Origin of the sequence: Janthinobacterium sp. LM6 (genome assembly GCF_002002885.1) — a bacterium.
Classification (GTDB): Bacteria; Pseudomonadota; Gammaproteobacteria; order Burkholderiales; family Burkholderiaceae_D; genus Janthinobacterium; species Janthinobacterium kumbetense.
Genome location: NZ_CP019510.1, coordinates 5,129,954 through 5,147,196, shown reverse-complemented (window position 1 = coordinate 5,147,196; position 17,243 = coordinate 5,129,954). Strand labels below are relative to the sequence as shown.

Here is a 17,243-nt window from a genome sequence, read left to right as displayed (position 1 = left end):
TCAGAAAATGAAGGGCAGCAGGCGGTATTTCACCTGGCGCATGTAGACGCGGTAGCGCACGTCGCTGGACAGGAAGCGCTCTTCGCGCAGCAAGCGCGCCACCAGCATCAGCATGGCCAGCACGTACACGACGCCGTTCACGGGCGAGGTATTGGCCAGCAGGTAGCCGCTCAGGGAAATCAGGTAGCTGGCATACAGCGGATGGCGCACCACGCGGTAGGCGCCGCCCGTCTTGATCTCGCGCTGCGCCGCCACCAGGCCGAAGCTGCGGTTCAGCGACAGCAGGCCGGCGATCTGCAGCAGGCTGCCGAGGGCCAGCAGGTAGCGCGCGCCGGGCCAGATGGCAATGTCGGCGGGCGAGAGCAGGAAGGGGGCGAAGGTGGCGCCGATGGCCAGCAGCCAGTCGCCCGCATCGGTGGAGACGCTGACGGGGGCCGAGCGCACGATGAAGAACAGGGCGGCGAGGGTTTCGGCGGCGCAGAACAGCAAATAGCTCCAGTCGCCGCCCTGCAGGTAGCCCACCACGTGGGCACTGGCGAAGAAGGTCCACAGGCAAGCCATGGCGATGCTGGTGAACAGGCTGGCGTGGCGCGAGTGGCAGAGGGTGGCGAGGGTGTGCATGGTCGGGTCCTGTGGTGGCTGGTCGTCGGAGCGGCGCGTTTCAGCGCAGGCTCCACAGATGGTGGTATTGCAGGAACACCTGCAGCGCGGTGCCGCTGGCAATGGCGAAGGCGTAGGCCAGCTTGCCGGTGGCTGGCGGCGGTTCGGCGATCGTGGCGGCACCGCCGGCAAGGCTGTGCAGCAGCGCGCCCAGCATCATGTGATAGGTGTTGCGCAGCACCAGGCGCAGGCGGCGGCCTGCCAGCGCGGCGGCCAGGGCCAGCACGCCGCCGCACAGGAAGGTCAGCAGGGCCGCTTCCAGCACCGCATCGGGACCGAGGAAGGTGCCGCACATGGCCATCAATTTGACGTCGCCGGCGCCCAGGGCGCGCAGCAGGTACATGGGCAGCAGCAGGGCCAGTCCGGCGCCGGCGCCGGCCAGCGCCTGCAGCAGGCCCAGGCCGCCGAAGGAGGCGTCGAACAGGCCGGCGCCGGATGGCACGAAGCTGTTCAGGATCAGCCCCGCCAGCGTACCCCACAGCACCAGCAGGTTGGGGATGCGGCGCGTGCGCAGGTCGTGCCACAGCGCGGCGGCGAGCAGGGCGGCCAGCACGGCCAGGCACAGCAGCATGGGCAGGCGGGCGCTCATGATGTCAGTCCTCCCTTGCTCAGGCAGGGCGCCGTGGCCAGGTTCATGGCGGGGGCCGCGGCCTGGCTGCCCAGCATGCGTCCCACCAGGTGCCACACCAGCGCCGCGCCGGCTGCGCCTACATACCCGTCGAGCGCATAGTGCCAGCCCAGGTGGATGGAGCCGAGCAGGATCAGCACGGCGAAGGCGGACAGGGCGAGCCCGGCGGCGCGGCTCACTTTCCAGCCCATGATCGCCATCAGCACGGCCGTGGCCACATGCATGCTGGGCATGGCGGAGATGCCCAGTTCGCCGTTCGTGCCCTTGCTTTGATAGCCTTGCCACAGCATGTCCTGCACTTGCAGTGCCCAGACGGGGACGTGCTGGTTGGCGTCATGCAGGTAGGCCATCAGCGGCGCATACGGGTCGCTGGCGTGCAGGTGGCCGTAGTAGCAGGGGCCGACCGAGGCAAACAGCACGGCCAGGATGCTGCCCAGAGCGATCCAGGTCAGCGCAAAGCTGAGCAGGAACTGCATGCGCAGCAGGGGCCGGCGGGTATCGAGGATGAGCCAGTAAAGGATGGCGTAGAACAGGAAGAACCAGAAGTGGTAACTGAAGTTGAGCAGGCCCGTGATGAGCGGGTGGCCCAGCAGCGGCTGCAGCCTTTCCCATGGAGCCTTGCCGCCATGCAGCGCCATGTCCCAGGCGGACAGGCTGGCATCCCAGGTGTACGGATGCAGGCGGGGGATGGCGGCCTTGAAGACGGTGAAGCTGGAGGCGAAGACGGGGATCAGCAGCATGGCCGGCAGCGCGTGCAGCAGGCGCTCGTTGCTCAGGTAGCGGCGCAGATCGTGGTACAGAAAGTGGCACAGGCGGTGCGGGCGTTTCACCACCATGACGTGGATGGTGTAGCCGCACAGGATGAAGACGGGGCCCGTGAGGATGGCCACGAGGAAGCCGGCCAGTACGTTGAGGGTGTCCGAGGCGCTGGGCAGGCCGCCGGCCAGCAGTGCCGCCGCGGCGGCATACAGCAGCACGATCAGCAGCAGGGCGCGGTGGGTGCGCAGCGAGGCGCGCAGGGTATTCATGACAGGGCCAGGACCACTTGGTCCTTGACGTAGACGAACAGCAGCTTGACCTGGTCACCGAGCAGGGTGATCGTGATCACCAGCACTGCCGCGATCAGGCCCGCCAGCAGCGCGTACTCGATCGCCGTGACGGCGGACTCGTCGGATAAACGGCTGAAGAGAGTTTTCACGATGGGCCTCTGATAGGTGAGCAGGGGGAAACTTGCCTGTGGCGTTGACCTGGCGGTAACCGGACTGGCGACGTGCCAGCCCGGTTGCCGTGTTCAGGCGGCAGCGGTGTTGGCGGAGGTGAGCTTGGTGCCGATGGTGCTGAACGTTTTTTTCAGCTGCGTGCCGACGATGGTGACGGCAGCGATGATGACTACGGCGATCAGGGCGGCGATCAGGCCATACTCGATTGCGGTGACGCCATCTTCTTCGCGGATAAAGTTTTTGATGAGGTTCATGACAACTCCTGGTAGTGGTTAAGGTACAGCGGTGGGTAAAACGGCATGGCAGCGTTGCTTCCTGGCGTACTCATGGACTCTCGCCCAGTGCCAGCAGTCCGATGATGCAGACCACCGCCATGAGGGCCGCCACAAGTGCATAGCGGTAGAACGCAGCCTTTTCCTTGCCCTGCAAATAGGTGATCAGGGCTGTCGGAAGAAACTTGTCAAAGCGCATGCTGTGCTCCGTGTCGTGGTGGGCCGCGCGGTGATTTGCACTCCGGTAAATCCACTATAGAAGTCGGCACCTTGATCTACATCAGAAGAACATCCTTTTATTGCAAGGAGGAACTGCTTGTTTTTTTCGTGACAATTGTCATGGTCGAGTTTGGCGCGCAGGGGCGAAGGGAGGCCGAGCCGGTGGCTGGCGCAGGGAGGTGGCGGGGGACGGGTGTGCGCGGCCGTGCAGTGGCCGGGCAGGAGGGGGCAGCGGCGTCAGGCGCCGGGCGGCAATTGGCCCAGCTGGTGCTTGGTGGCGTAGGCGTACAGTTCCAGGCGGTTGTACACGCCCAGCTTGCGGTAGATCGATGTCAGGTGATTGCGCAAGGTGTGTTCGGAGATGAACAGCTGGTCCGCCAGCAGCTTGGCCGGCGTGCCGCTGCCGTGCACCAGCGCGGCGATGATCTTTCTTTCCTTGAGGGTCAGGCTGGCGATGGCGATGGCGTGCGCCGAGCCGCCGCCGGGCTGGGTCAACTGCGTCAGCATGCGTCCCAGCATCGCGTGTTCCAGCCACAGCTCGCCCTGGTACACCTTTTCGATGGCCTTCAACACCATCTCCGCCGGCGCATCCTTGCTGACGATGCCGCGCGCGCCTTTCAGTACCGTCTGGTCCAGGATGGCCTGGTCGTGGCTGGCCGTCAGCACCAGCACGCGCGTGCCGCCGCATTGCGCCAGCGCGGGCAGGATGGCCAGCGAGCTGATGCCGCCCAGGTCCAGGTCCAGTACGATCACGTCCGGTTGCAGCGCCTTCGCCTGCTCCAGCGCCTCGGTGCCGTCGGACGCCGTGGCGACCACGCGCATGCCGGAGTGCTCGCCGCCGATCAGGCGCTCCAGGCCCCACAGCATGGTCTTGTGATCGTCGACCAGCATGACGCTGATGACATGGCTGGCCGGTGGCATGTGGCGTACGTCATTCATATGGGGATCTCGATCTGGACGGAGGTGTTGCCCAGCATGCCATGCGTGACGCGGGCCGTGCCGCCGAGGGCGGCGGCGCGCTCGGCCAGCGAGTCGGGCAGGAAATCGGGGACGTGCGCGGCGGCGCATTCGTTGTCGATGCTGATGTGCAGCGCGCCCTGCACGCAGGTCAGCTTGACGGCGCCGTGGCGCGCCGACGTATGCTTGCGGATATTGCTCATGCCTTCGTTGACGATCTGGAATACCTCGGCCGCCAGGCGGTCGTTGATGTGCAGGTCGCCTTCGATATGCAGGGCGATGTCGATGCCATAGAATTCGCGGATCTGCGTGGCCTGGCGGCGCAGCGCGACCAGCAGTTCCGGCTCGCTTTGTACCTGGCCATTCTTGAACGTGCGCGCGTAGCTGCGCAGGTCGGTGATCACCTGGCCCGACATGATGATCAGCTTTTCCAGTTCCGGCAGCAGCGGGTTGCCCGGCGTGGCTTCGTTGCGCAGGGCGGCCAGGCCGTGGCGCAAGCCGATATACGGTTGCACGGCCGTGTCATGCAGGTCGCGCGCGATCTTTTCGCGTTCGCGCGAGGCCGCCTGCGACGCCAGGCGGTCGAGCAGGTTGATGTTTTCAATGACGGGAAACGCCTGCGCGCCGATATGGCTGAGAAACAGGGCGTCCGTCTTGCTCATGCTGGTGGCGGACACGATAAAGATCCGGCCTTTGCCATTGCGCAGGGGCAGCGGCGCGCTGATGAAGGCGTGCGCTTCGAGCAGTTCGGCCAGGCGGGCGCCCGCCGCGTCGTCATGCCGCAGCCAGCGTCCGCTGTTTGGCTCGAGCATGCGCGCGCCGCCTATCCATGGCAGCCAGGGGCCGGCGGGCTGGTTGTACAGCGCGATTTTATCGTGCGGGAAAGCGAGCAGGGGACTGGCCGCGTCGTCGCTGAGGAGCGAACTCGTATGCACGACGCCCGTACCCGTATGAATCACGCTGCGCAGCGACCAGACACGCGTGCCCTTGTCCTGCATGATCAGCAGGCAACTGCGGCCGTTGAAATAACTGCGGGTTTTTTCCAGCACCGAGGTGATGGTCTGGTCGACGCCGAAGCGCGGATTGGACAGCTGGCTGACATCGCGCAGCAGCGCCAGGTGGCTGCGCTGGGTGATGGCCGAGCCGCCCCAGTAGGCGATCATGTAGCCGAGCGCCAGCAGGAAGGTGGTGCGCAATAGCAGGCGCGACAGTTCCGCATCCGTTTCGCCGAACAGGGCGGTGGCGGCAAACAGGCCGGCCGAGGCCAGGGTGACGCGCGCGCCTTCCTCGAAGCCCCGCTGGAACGACGAGGTCAGGATGGCAAAGAAAAAGAACAGGAAGAATAAATTGTTGTGGCTGCTGGTGGAAAACACGATCAGCGCATACCAGGCCACGTCCAGCCAGTACAGCAAGATGTCCTGCGGCAGGCTGAGGCCCAGCAGGGCCAGCACGTAGAGCAGCAGGCTGTGCATGGTATACGCGGAAAAGATCAGCCAGGTGATCTTGCTCAGCTTGCCGGCGCTTTCGGGGTCGATGAACAGGGTCAGCAAGGTGGCGCTCGACAGCAGCAGGCGCATGCCGTTCACCATGGTCGTATCCATGCCGGCACCCGGCAAGCCGGATATGAGGGGAGGATCGAGATTCACAAGCGCTCCTGGCCATGTCCCGCATGGGGGGCCATGCGCAGGGATAGATACCACAGACAAATTCTTGTTGTTGTTGCTGCAATCAGTAACGAGTCTACGCACACGCCGTAAAGATGTCTACTGGAATCCTTTGCCCTGCGTTGCTTTTTTTATAGCGGCTGCGCCATCACGCGGTTGCGCCCGGCGCCCTTGGCCTGGTACAGGGCGCGGTCGGCGGCGCCGATCAGGGCGGAGATGGCCAGCGGCTGCTGCGGCTGCTGCGTGGCGATGCCGATGCTGACCGTGATGTGCTTGACCTCATTGCCTGTCTTGGCATGCGGAATGCGCAGGTCGGCCGCATGCTGGCGGATCGCCTCGGCCATGCGCAGCGCCTGCGCCGCGTCCGTATCGGGCAGGATGGCGGCAAACTCTTCGCCGCCATAGCGGGCCAGCAGATCGGTGGGGCGCTGCAGCATGGCGGCCAGTTCGGCTGCCACGCGGATCAGGCAATCGTCGCCCTGCTGGTGGCCGTAATGGTCGTTGTAATCCTTGAAATGGTCGATGTCGATCATCAGCAGCGACAGCGGGCTGCTGGTGCGCATGGCGCGCCGCACTTCCTTCTCGATCGCCACGTCGAAGTGGCGGCGGTTGGCGATGCCTGTCAAGCCGTCGGAAAAGGTTTGCGAGCGCAAGACCATGGTCTGTTCGCGCAGCAGCTTTTCGCGTCCCACGGCGATGGTGACGTCATTGATCTGGATCAGGCAGTGGCGCGGCGAACCGGGTAAATTGATCGGTGTGACGGCAATGGCTTGCTGCATGCGTTCCTCGGCGTCGTTGCCGCCCGTGGCCGCGCCATGCGTGTACAGCGCAAACGGCGCCTTGTGCAGGGTTTGCGACAGTAGCGACTGGAAATTGTCGCGCAGGGCCTGGGTGATGGCCGAATCGATGCGCTTGTGCCGCATTTCCGGAAAGACGGCGAAGAAATCCTGGCCCAGCACGGCGTCGGCCTGGCGGGCCGAGTGGTGCGCCATCCAGCTGTTCCACAGCACGATGCGGTGCTGTTCATCGAGCACGATGGCGCCCAGGTTCACGGCGCCGAGTATGCTCTCGAGCAGGGCGAGTCGATGCAATGCATCCGGCATGATCGTCACGCCTGTCCCAGGACCTTGGCCAGGTAGCGGCTGACCTGCTGTTTCAGGTCGTGCAGGGCCGACAGGTCGAGCACGAAGGCCACATAGCCATGGATCTGGTGCTTGGACAGCACGAAGTCGATATGCAGCATCAGCACGACGGCTTCGTCATCCTGGCCGCCGAACGAGGACAGGATTTCCGCGCTGGTGCCCACGTGGTACAGGGGCAGCGAGCCATGCAGTTCGCTGTCGAACAGGTTGGCCAGGGTTCCGACGCAGGAGTTGAGGATGATGTTGCCGATCTCGCTCATCGCCTCCTGTTCCATCTCCGTCAGTTCCTGCAGCGGCATGGCGTCGCCCACCATCAGGCGCACGATTTCCAGGCTCTTGTCCTCGGGAAACATCAGGATGGCTTCGGTGGCGAAAGCGCCGTCGTAATGCTGGCTGACGCCGCAGATGCGTTCGCCATCCTTCTTGCTGCCCAGCAAGGCGGCTGCGTCGGCACGGTTCAGGAAGGTGATCGACGGCACCGACATGGTGACTTCTTCATTCACGATCTCGCTCATGGCCGCCGCTGCATGGCCCACCCCGATGTTGAATATCTCTACCAGGGCATCGTTCTCGAGTTCGGAAAGATTGACCATGCTCACAGTCCCAGTGATTCGATCAGCTGGTGGATGCGCGTTTCCGTGATCGGTTTTTCCATGAAGCCGACGCCTAGTTCGCTGGCGCGGTTGCGGGTGGCGTTCTGCACATTGGCCGTGACGAGAATGATGTGCGTCTGCGGACACAGGGCGCGCAATTGTTCCGCCGCCGCGATGCCGCCCATGCCGGGCATGTTGACATCCAGTAGTATCAGCACAGGGGTGGCGGTCTTGACTTTTTCCAGAGCTTCCTCACCCGTCGCCGCCTCAATCACTTGCCAGTCGGCATGTTTGCTGAGGATGAACTGATGCGACATCAAACGTGAAACCCGGCTGTCATCGACAACAAGTACCTGTTTACTGTGATTCATGTGCTATTCCTGAAACGTCATATCGGTCAATCGTGCCATTTTCGCATATTTTAAAGGGCATAGAGTGTAAATGGGCGCGCAATTGCCTTAGGGCAAGGTTTTCATGCTTGCCTGTTGTATCGAGGCGCCTTGTCGGTCATGATGGCCGGCTGGCCGGGCTGGCAATCCGTTAAAATAGCGCCATTCCTCACTTTAGCCTGAATGCCATGACCCAAGACGAATTGAAGCAAGCCGTAGCCCGCGCCGCCATCGACTACGTAGTAAAAGGTGAAATCATCGGCGTCGGCACCGGTTCCACCGCCAATTTCTTCATCGATGAACTGGCCAAGATCAAGGACAGCATCAAGGGCACGGTCGCGTCGTCCGAAGCGACGGCCGCGCGCCTGGCCGGCCATGGCATTCCCGTCTTCGACCTGAATGATGTCGAGTCGATCGCCGTCTACATCGACGGTGCCGATGAAATCACGGCCAGCGGCGCCATGATCAAGGGCGGCGGCGCGGCATTGACGCGTGAAAAGATCGTTGCCTCCGTATCCAAACAGTTCGTCTGCATCGCCGACGGCTCCAAGCTGGTGGAAACCCTGGGCGCTTTCCCGCTGCCGGTGGAAGTGGTGCCGATGGCGCGCGCCGCCGTGTCGCGCCAGCTGGCCGCGCTGGGCGGCACGCCCCGCCTGCGCTTGAAGGCAGGGACTACCGAAGCGTTCATTACCGATAACGGCGGCGAGATCATCGACGTGCTGGGTTTGAAAATTGCCGACCCGGTGGCGCTGGAACAGCAGATCAACCAGATCGTCGGCGTCATCGCCGTCGGCCTGTTCGCCGTGCGCGGCGCCAACGTCTGCCTGCTGGGCATGCCGGAAGGCGTGCGTACCCTGGCATACTAAGATGATAGCCGGCGTTCGCCGGCATAGACGTTTTAAACGGCGGCCCCTTGCGGGCCGCTTGTCATATGCGCCTGGCGGTACACGGCCACGGTGCGCAGCAAGCCGCCGAGAAAGATGCCGCTGAAGCAGCCATAGGCGAGGCAGACGGGCAGCATGAAGCCGCTCGCATGGGCATAGGCGGGTGCGATGGCCAGGGTCACGGCGACCGCATATTTCAGGCAGAAAATACTCATCATCAAGATCAACGGCACCCAGCTGCCGGGACGCTGCACGCTGCCCCGCGCGGGAATGGCCACGATGGCGTCTGTCTTGGTCAACGACCATGCCAGCGCCGCGCCGGCCAGTGCGCCGGCGCCCCAGGCGAACGGCGCCACGCCGGCCAAACCGAAGCTGCCGTACACGCCGCTCAGGGACAGGGCCAGCATGACCAGGGGAATGATGCACAGCTTGCGCAAGCTCACTTCGCGCGCGCGGCTGGCCAGCACGCCGCGGTACACGAGAAAGCCCAGGATGGCCCAGACATACAGGGGAGTGTGGCTGAAGATTTGCTGCAACATGGTGTCCGCCTTTGGAGTGAGGTTGTCGATGGACGTACTGTGCCAGCGGGCGGCGCGGGCGGCGAGCTGGGTGCGACGAAACGGGGAGGCGGTGCCGTGAAACGGCGGGGGAGGGCGTGAAACGCAGGTGAAACTGCCCGTGACGCGGTCACGGGCAAGCGATAAAACTTATTCCGTTGGCGGCACGTAGCCCATGGCGGCATCGGCGCCATCGCCGAAGAAATGCTTTTCCATCTGCGTGGCCAGGTATTTGCGGGCGCGCGCGTCGGCCAGGTTCAGGCGGTTTTCATTGACCAGCATGGTCTGGTGCTTGAGCCAGGCAGCCCACGCTTCCTTCGACACGGATTCGTAAATCTTCTTGCCCAGTTCGCCCGGGTACGGCGGGAAATCCAGTCCTTCGGCTTCCTTGTTGAGTTTGATGCAGTGGATCGTGCGGGCCATCTGTGCTCCTGAATCAGTGTAGAGATAAAGCGTGATTATAAGGCACTTTGCGCCTGCCCTCGCTGGGCCGTCGCAGCCTGGCGACACGCCGTTTGCCGCGCCCTTGCGCTGGATCAAATTTGATCTGCGCCGCCCTAGCTAGTAAGATGCCTTATCGCGCCAGCCGCTGGCGGCGCCTCTTCCAACCAAGCAGTAGCAATTAACCAATATGGAATCCCTATGACCTCAGTGAAAGTCCATGGCATCGATGTCAGCAATACAGGCAGCTTTGCGCTGTTTGGCGGCATCAACGTGCTCGAATCGCGCGATCTCGCCATGCGCGCCTGCGAAGAATACGTGCGCGTGACGCAAAAACTGGGCATTCCCTATGTGTTCAAGGCCAGTTTCGACAAGGCCAACCGTTCCTCGATCCATTCCTACCGCGGTCCGGGCCTGGAAGAAGGCATGCGCATCTTCCAGGACGTGAAGGCGGCGTTCGGCGTGCCCGTGATTACCGACGTGCATGAGCCATGGCAGGCACAGCAGGTGGCCGAAGTGGTCGACGTGCTGCAATTGCCCGCCTTCCTCGCGCGCCAGACGGACCTCGTCGTGGCCCTGGCGAAAACTGGTAAAGTCATCAACATCAAGAAGCCGCAATTTTTGAGCCCTGGCCAGATGGCCAATATCGTCGAGAAATTCAAGGAAGCGGGCAACGATCAATTGATCCTGTGCGACCGCGGCACCTGCCTCGGCTATGACAACCTGGTGGTCGACATGCTGGGCTTTGGCGTCATGAAAAAGACCTGTGACGACTTGCCGATCATCTTCGATGTCACGCATGCGCTGCAGCAGCGCGACCCCGGCGGCGCCGCTTCGGGCGGCCGCCGCCAGCAAGTGGCGGACCTGGCCCGCGCCGGCCTGGCCGTCGGCATCGCCGGCCTGTTCCTGGAAGCCCACCCTGACCCTGACAACGCCCGCTGCGACGGCCCCAGCGCCTTGCCGCTGGACCAGCTGGAGCCGTTCCTGGCGCAATTGAAGGCGCTCGACGACCTGGTGAAATCGTTTGCCCCGCTGAACATCAAATAATTGATTATCAAATATTGATATTGCGCAAAGAAAAAGCCCGGCATGCCGGGCTTTTTCACGTGTTACAGGGTTTTAATTAGGACTTGCGATTTACGCTGCCAGTTATACATATGCTGGCGGTCCTTCGGCAGATCGTCGACGGTGGCCGGCACGAAGCCGCGTTTCTTGAACCAGTGCGAGGTACGCGTGGTCAGCACGAACAGTTTGTTCAGGCCGGCGGCGCGGGCGCGGTTTTCCATGTGTTTCAGGATGCGCTCGCCGTCGCCCTGGGCTTGCACTTCCGGGTTGACCGTCAAGCATGCCATTTCTGCCATCTTTTGCGCGGGGAACGGGTACAGGGCGGCGCAGCCGAAGATCACGCCGTCATGCTCGATGACGGAGAAATAATCGATTTCGCGCTCGATCAGCTCGCGCCCCCGCTTCACCAAAGTGCCGTCCGCTTCCAGCGGTTCGATCAGTTTGATGATGCCGCCCACGTCTTCAATGGTGGCCTGGCGCAGGCTTTCCAGGTTTTCATGGCTGATCATGGTGCCCACGCCATCATGGGTAAACAATTCCAGCAGGGCCGAGCCATCCATCGAGAACGGCACGATGTGCGAACGCTCGACGCCGTTGTGGCATGCCTTGACGCAATGTTTCAGGTAAAACGCCGTGGCGTCGGGCAAGAAGCCCGCCATCAGCACGGCTTCGGCCTGGTGCGACGACAGTTCGCGGATTTCCACGCCCGTCGCGTCTTCCATCATCGGTGTTTCCGTGATGAAAATCAGCTTGTCTGCGTGCAGGGCGATGGCGGCGCTGCACGCCACGTCTTCCATGGTCAGATTAAACGCTTCGCCGGTCGGCGAGAAACCCAGCGGCGAGAGCAGCACCAGGCCGTCCGAACCGAGGATGGAATGGATGGTTTCGGCATCGACCTTGCGCGTGATGCCCGTCAGTTCCAGGTCCACGCCATCGATCACGCCCAGCGGGCGCGCCGTGATGAAGTTGCCGGAAATGATACGGATGGCCGCATGCGACATGGGCGTGTTCGGCAAGCCCTGGCTGAACGCGGCCTCGATATCGAGGCGCAGCTCGCCGGCGGCTTCCTTCGCGCATTCCAGCGCGGCAATATCCGTGATGCGCACGCCGTTGTGGAAGCGGCCTTCGACGTTACGCAAGGCCAGTTGTTCCGCCACCTGCGGCCGCGAGCCGTAGACGACGGTGACATTGATGTCCAGCGCATGCAGCAGGGACAAATCATGGGCCAGCACCTGCAGCGCCCCGGCGCTGACGAGTTCACCGGGGAAGGCGACCACGAAGGTCTTGCCGCGAAAGGCGTGGATGTAGGGCGCGACGGAGCGCAGCCATTGGACGAATTGGGTAGGGTTTTCCATTAAGCGCATTATAATTCGCTGCGCGATGTGCGCGCTTAAAATACCTGTAAAAAAACAATGTCTTCAGCCAGCAATAAGTCTTCCCCTCCTTCCACCGTTGCAAACGTGCCCGCCAGCGGCGATGTTGCCATGCCTGCCGCCACGTCTGCGCAGGGCCGCCAGCGCCCGCCCGTGAGCCAGCAACGGCAGCAAGCGCCGCGCGCGGAACAGCAGAAACAGCAACAGCAGCAGCGATCGGGAGAGGGCAGGCCCCAGGCCGCGCGCCCGCCGCGCGAGGGGCAGGAAAGCCGCGAAGCCCGCGACGCGGCCCGCGCCGCGCGCGAAGCGGAAAAGGCTTTCCGCAACCCGCTGCCGCCGATCACGTATCCGGAAGACTTGCCCGTCTCGGGCCGGCGCGAAGAAATCGCCAAGGCATTGATGGAAAACCAGGTGATTATCGTCTCGGGCGAGACGGGTTCCGGCAAGACGACCCAATTGCCGAAGATTTGCCTGGAACTGGGACGCGGACAGAAGGGCTTGATCGGCCACACGCAGCCGCGCCGCATCGCCGCCTCGTCGACGGCCAAGCGCATCGCGCAGGAGCTGGGCACGCCGCTGGGCGAAACGGTGGGCTTCAAGGTGCGCTTTGCCGACACCTTGACGAAGGGCGCGTCCGTCAAGCTGATGACGGACGGTATCTTGCTGGCCGAGACGCAGACCGACCCGTTGTTGAAGAATTACGACACCATCATCATCGATGAAGCGCACGAACGCAGCCTGAACATCGATTTCCTGCTTGGCTACCTGAAACAGCTGCTGCCGCGCCGGCCGGATTTAAAGATCATCATCACCTCGGCGACCATCGATGCGGAACGCTTCGCGCGCCATTTCGGCACGCCGGAAAAGCCGGCGCCCGTGATCGAAGTGTCGGGCCGCCTGTACCAGGTGGAAGTGCGCTACCGTCCCGTGGAACGCGAACAGGTGGCCATGCCGGGTGCGGGCGCGGGTAGTAGCGGCGCCGACAAGCCGGGCCAGCGCACGGCCGCCGCGCGCGAAAAGCGCGACTTGATGGATGCCGTCGTCGATGGCGTGGAAGAGCTGTGCCGCATCGGCTCGGGCGACGTGCTGGTGTTCTTGCCGGGCGAGCGCGAAATCCGCGACTGCGCCGAAGCGCTGCGCAAGCACCACCCGCCGCATGTGGAGATTTTGCCCCTGTTCGCCCGTCTGTCGGCCGAGGAGCAGGAGCGCGTGTTTAAAACCAGCAATGCGCGCCGCATCGTGCTGGCCACCAACGTGGCGGAAACGTCGCTGACCGTGCCCGGCATCCGCTACGTGGTCGACGCGGGTCTGGCCCGCGTGAAGCGCTACAGCTACCGCAACAAGGTCGAGCAGCTGCAGGTCGAGCCGATCGCCCAGTCGGCCGCCAACCAGCGCGCCGGGCGTTGCGGCCGCGTGGCCGACGGCGTCTGCATCCGCCTGTACGAAGAGCAGGATTATTTGCTGCGCCCGAAATTCACGGAACCGGAAATCCTGCGTTCCTCGCTGGCCGCCGTCATCCTGCGCATGAAGTCCCTGCACCTGACGGACGTGGAAACCTTCCCCTTCATCGAGCCGCCGCTGGCGCGCGCGGTGGCCGACGGCTACCAGTTGCTGCAAGAGCTGGGCGCCGTCGATGAAGTCAATAAACTCACGCCGCTGGGCAACAAGCTGGCCAAGCTGCCGCTGGACCCGCGCGTGGGCCGCATGATCCTGGCCGCTCTCGATAATGCCTGCCTGACGGAAGTGCTGATCGTCGCTTCCGCTTTGTCCGTGCAAGACCCGCGCGACCGCCCGATGGAGCACCAGCAGGCGGCTGACGAGGCGCACAAGAAATTCGCCGATGAGAAGTCGGAATTCCTGAGCTATCTGAAAATCTGGCGCTGGTTCGAATCCGCCATCGAGCACAAGAAAACCAACCGCCAACTGCAAGACAATTGCCGCACGAATTTCCTGTCGCAAATGCGCTTGCGCGAATGGCGCGACGTGCACTCGCAGTTGTTGACCATCGTCAAGGAACAGGGCTGGCGCCTGAACGAAGCGCCCGCCACCTATGATAATCTGCACATGGCCTTGCTGACTGGCTTGCTGGGCAATATCGGCTTCAAGGGCGAGGACGAGCCGGGCGCGGGCTACCTGGGCGCGCGCGGCATCAAGTTCCATATCTGGCCTGGTTCCTCGCTGCTGAAAAAACCGGGCAAGTGGATCATGGCGGCCGAGCTGGTCGACACGACGCGTTTGTACGCGCGCTGCGTGGCGCAGATCCAGCCCGAGTGGCTGGAAAAGGTGGGCGAGCACCTGCTGAAAAAGTCGTGGGGCGAACCGCGCTGGGAAAAACGCTCGGCGCAGGTGACGGCGTCCGAACGGGCGACCCTGTATGGCCTGGTGGTGTACAGCCAGCGGCGCATCAATTACGGCAATTTTAACTTGCCGGAAGCGCGCGAAATCTTCATCCGCGACGCCCTCGTGGGCGGCGACTTCGACACGCGCGCGCCGTTCTTTGCGCACAACCATAAACTGATCAAGGACATCGAAAACCTCGAGCACAAGTCGCGCCGCCTGGACGTGCTGGTCGACGATGAACTGATCGCCGCCTTCTACGACAAGCTGCTGCCGGCGGACGTGTGCAATGGCGCCGGTTTCGAGAAGTGGCACAAGGAAGCCACGCGCGAGAACCCGAAGCTGCTGTACCTGAACCGCGAAGAGCTGATGCGCCACGAGGCGGCCGGCGTGACCACCGACCTGTTCCCGAAAACCATGTCCGTGACGGGCCTGGAAATGGGCCTGACGTACCACTTCGAGCCGGGCAGCGTGCGCGATGGCGTGACGTTATCGGTGCCGCTGTATGCCTTGAACCAGTTGCCGCGCGAGCGCTGCGAATGGCTGGTGCCGGGCATGCTGAAGGAAAAAGTGCATCTGCTGTTGAAATCGCTGCCGCAAAAGCTGCGCCGCCACTGCGTGCCGCTGCCCGACTATGCGGCGAAATTCTGCGAGCGCGTGCATGCAGCGGGCGTGTTTGGCCGCGGCGACCTGATCGACGCCATCATCCTCGACATCCGCACGCAGATCACGATTAACGTACTGACGACGGATTTCAAGCCGGAAACCCTGCCTGCCCATCACTTCATGAATTTCAAGGTGATCGACGAGCACGGCCGCCAGCTGGACATGGGCCGCAACCTGGCCACTTTGCAGGCGGAATTCGGCGGCCAGGCGCGCCAGAGTTTCCAGAAGCTGGCCGAAGTGTCGGGCGTGTCCGGCACGGGTACGCCCGGTGCCAAGGTGGCGGGCGCGCAAGTGGCGTCGCGGCTGCAAGCGCAAGCGCAGGGTGCCAACGCGGCGGCAGGCAAGGGCGGCGCGCCGGCCAAGGGCGCAGCCGCTGCCGCGGCGCCGGCGTCAGGCAATGCCACCGTCTCGCAGCACATGGGCTTGACGGCCTGGACCTTTGGCGAATTGCCGGAGTTGCTCGAAATCGTGCAAGGCAAGCTGACCCTGATCGGCTTCCCCGCGCTGGTCGACAAGGGCACGCATTGCGACCTGGAAGTGTTCGACGACCCGACCGTGGCCGCCCGCACGCACAAGGTGGGATTGCGCCGCCTGTTCGCGTTGCAAATGAAGGAACAGATCAAGTACGTCGAGAAAAGCATCCCCGGTTTGCAGCAGATGGGCATGCAATTCATGGCTCTCGGTTCGCAGGAAGAGTTGCGCGAGCAAATCATCAACAAGGCGCTCGATATTGCTTGCCTGCAAGATCCGCTGCCGCTGGACGCCGCCTCGTTCGCCAAGCGCCAGGCGGAAGGCAAGTCGCGCCTGGTCTTGCTGGTCAATGAAATCGCCCGGTTGCTGTCGCAAGTGCTGACGGAATTCCACGGCTTGCCCAAGCGCCTGCAAAATATTCCTGCCGCGGCCGCATCCGATATCCAGTCGCAGCTGCAGGGACTCGTGCATAAACGTTTCCTGACGGAAAACGAGTACACGCAACTGGCGCACTTCCCCCGCTATTTGAAGGCGATCAATGTGCGCCTGGAAAAACTGCGCGCCGACCCCGCCCGCGACACCAAGTTGATGGCCGAATGGCAATCGGCGGCCGCGCCGTACCTGCGCCAGGCCAAGGACCGCCAGGCCGGCAAGAACACGGATCCGAAACTGGTCGACTTCCGCTGGATGCTGGAAGAGCTGCGCGTGTCGCTGTTCGCGCAGGAATTGCGCACGCCGATGCCTGTTTCGGCCAAGCGCCTGCAGAAAGTATGGGAGTCGATGCAGCGGTAGCCTGCTAAGCCCCAGGCAAATACTGGGTCGTACCCTCAGGGTACGACCCCAGCCCTTGTCTGTCGGGTTTGCCTGCCGTCTGCTCCATCAACTACGCTCGTCGCGGCCATCATCGCCGAGCGATGAGCGCGAGCCGCCCTGGCTGCTGCCCGTACCGGCGCGGCTGCCGCTCATGGAGGTGCCGGACATGCTGCCTTCGCTGCCCGATTGCAGGCTGGCGCCGCCGCGCAGGTCGCTGCCCGATGGCATGCGGCTGCCTGCCATGGCGCCGCTGCCGTAGCGCGTGCCGCTGCCATAGAAGGCTTCCATCTGCTGGTTCCACGCTTCGCTGCCCATGTCGGGCCAGTTGTTCTTGTCGAAGCCGGGGGCGTCTTTCAGCAAGTCTTTGTCCACGTTGAGCAGGAAGCGCTTGTTGACGGTGTCCAGGGTCAGGCGTTCCCAGGGCACGGCAAACAGCTTGTCGCCCATGCCCAGGATGCCGCCGAAGGACAGCACGGCATAGGCGATCTGGCCCGTGCGCATGTCGAGCATGATTTCCTTGATGTCGCCCAGCTCCTCGTCGTTGTGATTGTAGACATCGTCGCCGAGCAAGGTATCTGCCCCCATCAGTGCCGGCCCCGGGCCGTCGTGGTTGCGGTACATGCCCAGGATGTCGCGGTCCAGATAGCTCATGGTGTTCTCTCCTCTGGTGAAGTGCGGATCGAACATCCAGATTAAGCATGCGCACGAGGTCGCGCTTGATCTGCCTCAATGGTGTTAAGTAACCCCCAATAAATTATTATGATTTCTGACTTCCATAACCGGCGCTCTGCAAGGTGGCCGACGAGGCTTGCCCACTGCTAGCAGTGCTCGCACTGCGTCGCAGTGGGCGCCTTGCATAGCATCCGGTTCTGTTCGTCATAAATTCACAATA

Annotated in this window: 18 protein-coding genes; 3 read left to right on the top strand and 15 right to left on the bottom strand. The window is 63.2% G+C overall.

The genetic code is table 11. From position 1 onward, the window contains the following. The 11 genes from BZG29_RS22535 to BZG29_RS22490 form a co-directional block, all read right to left on the bottom strand. Positions 1 to 621 carry a methyltransferase gene (locus BZG29_RS22535; RefSeq protein ID WP_077407721.1) on the bottom strand — a complete coding sequence of 207 codons (621 nt, stop codon included), beginning with the start codon at positions 619 to 621 and terminating at the stop codon, positions 1 to 3. A gap of 40 nt (positions 622 to 661) precedes the next feature. Further along, the gene (locus BZG29_RS22530; RefSeq protein WP_216350324.1) at positions 662 to 1,249 is read right to left on the bottom strand and encodes a prepilin peptidase; all 588 of its coding nucleotides are present in this window, start codon (positions 1,247 to 1,249) and stop codon (positions 662 to 664) included. Continuing rightward, complete coding sequence (locus BZG29_RS22525; RefSeq protein ID WP_077407719.1) at positions 1,246 to 2,316, bottom strand: phosphatase PAP2 family protein; 1,071 nt, start codon at positions 2,314 to 2,316, stop codon at positions 1,246 to 1,248. The genes BZG29_RS22530 and BZG29_RS22525 overlap by 4 nt, the downstream gene beginning before the upstream one ends. Further along, a complete protein-coding gene (locus tag BZG29_RS22520) occupies positions 2,313 to 2,486 on the bottom strand; it encodes a Flp family type IVb pilin (RefSeq protein WP_077407717.1) in 174 nt (57 codons plus the stop codon). Before BZG29_RS22520 ends, BZG29_RS22525 begins: the two co-directional genes overlap by 4 nt. Before the next feature lie 93 nt (positions 2,487 to 2,579). Then, positions 2,580 to 2,762: a Flp family type IVb pilin gene (locus BZG29_RS22515; protein ID WP_035821247.1), complete on the bottom strand. Its 183-nt coding sequence runs from the start codon at positions 2,760 to 2,762 to the stop codon at positions 2,580 to 2,582. 70 nt (positions 2,763 to 2,832) lie between these two features. Next, positions 2,833 to 2,979 carry a hypothetical protein gene (locus BZG29_RS28255; RefSeq protein WP_158300249.1) on the bottom strand — a complete coding sequence of 49 codons (147 nt, stop codon included), beginning with the start codon at positions 2,977 to 2,979 and terminating at the stop codon, positions 2,833 to 2,835. A 257-nt stretch (positions 2,980 to 3,236) separates the two neighbouring features. After that, positions 3,237 to 3,938, bottom strand: a complete 702-nt coding sequence (locus BZG29_RS22510) for a response regulator transcription factor (protein ID WP_240317720.1) — start codon at positions 3,936 to 3,938, stop codon at positions 3,237 to 3,239. Next, positions 3,935 to 5,602, bottom strand: a complete 1,668-nt coding sequence (locus tag BZG29_RS22505; protein ID WP_150131027.1) for a histidine kinase — start codon at positions 5,600 to 5,602, stop codon at positions 3,935 to 3,937. The genes BZG29_RS22510 and BZG29_RS22505 overlap by 4 nt, the downstream gene beginning before the upstream one ends. A 149-nt stretch (positions 5,603 to 5,751) precedes the next feature. Next, the gene (locus BZG29_RS22500) at positions 5,752 to 6,723 is read right to left on the bottom strand and encodes a GGDEF domain-containing protein (RefSeq protein WP_150131026.1); all 972 of its coding nucleotides are present in this window, start codon (positions 6,721 to 6,723) and stop codon (positions 5,752 to 5,754) included. A gap of 5 nt (positions 6,724 to 6,728) precedes the next feature. Beyond that, positions 6,729 to 7,355: a chemotaxis protein CheC gene (locus tag BZG29_RS22495; RefSeq protein WP_034786994.1), complete on the bottom strand. Its 627-nt coding sequence runs from the start codon at positions 7,353 to 7,355 to the stop codon at positions 6,729 to 6,731. A gap of 2 nt (positions 7,356 to 7,357) precedes the next feature. Further along, a complete protein-coding gene (locus BZG29_RS22490) occupies positions 7,358 to 7,726 on the bottom strand; it encodes a response regulator (RefSeq protein ID WP_077407710.1) in 369 nt (122 codons plus the stop codon). A gap of 206 nt (positions 7,727 to 7,932) precedes the next feature. Between BZG29_RS22490 and rpiA the strand changes: the two genes are divergently transcribed. Continuing rightward, positions 7,933 to 8,610, top strand: coding sequence for a ribose-5-phosphate isomerase RpiA (rpiA, locus tag BZG29_RS22485; protein ID WP_077407708.1), 678 nt, complete (start codon positions 7,933 to 7,935; stop codon positions 8,608 to 8,610). 32 nt (positions 8,611 to 8,642) lie between these two features. Here the strand turns inward: rpiA and BZG29_RS22480 are convergent, their stop codons facing one another. After that, positions 8,643 to 9,167: a DUF6622 family protein gene (locus tag BZG29_RS22480; protein WP_077407706.1), complete on the bottom strand. Its 525-nt coding sequence runs from the start codon at positions 9,165 to 9,167 to the stop codon at positions 8,643 to 8,645. Between the two features lie 168 nt (positions 9,168 to 9,335). Further along, positions 9,336 to 9,608, bottom strand: coding sequence for an oxidative damage protection protein (locus BZG29_RS22475; protein WP_034750797.1), 273 nt, complete (start codon positions 9,606 to 9,608; stop codon positions 9,336 to 9,338). A gap of 219 nt (positions 9,609 to 9,827) precedes the next feature. Here BZG29_RS22475 and kdsA point away from each other — a divergent pair, with 219 nt between their 5' ends. Continuing rightward, positions 9,828 to 10,673, top strand: coding sequence for a 3-deoxy-8-phosphooctulonate synthase (kdsA, locus tag BZG29_RS22470; RefSeq protein WP_034750794.1), 846 nt, complete (start codon positions 9,828 to 9,830; stop codon positions 10,671 to 10,673). Between the two features lie 62 nt (positions 10,674 to 10,735). Here the strand turns inward: kdsA and argA are convergent, their stop codons facing one another. Beyond that, positions 10,736 to 12,046 carry an amino-acid N-acetyltransferase gene (gene argA, locus BZG29_RS22465; protein ID WP_046685875.1) on the bottom strand — a complete coding sequence of 437 codons (1,311 nt, stop codon included), beginning with the start codon at positions 12,044 to 12,046 and terminating at the stop codon, positions 10,736 to 10,738. Positions 12,047 to 12,175: 129 nt separating this feature from the next. Here argA and hrpA point away from each other — a divergent pair, with 129 nt between their 5' ends. Continuing rightward, a complete protein-coding gene (gene hrpA, locus BZG29_RS22460) occupies positions 12,176 to 16,330 on the top strand; it encodes an ATP-dependent RNA helicase HrpA (protein ID WP_253192678.1) in 4,155 nt (1,384 codons plus the stop codon). Positions 16,331 to 16,417: 87 nt separating this feature from the next. Here the strand turns inward: hrpA and BZG29_RS22455 are convergent, their stop codons facing one another. Beyond that, the gene (locus BZG29_RS22455; RefSeq protein WP_077407703.1) at positions 16,418 to 17,002 is read right to left on the bottom strand and encodes a PRC-barrel domain-containing protein; all 585 of its coding nucleotides are present in this window, start codon (positions 17,000 to 17,002) and stop codon (positions 16,418 to 16,420) included. Positions 17,003 to 17,243: the final 241 nt, after the last annotated feature.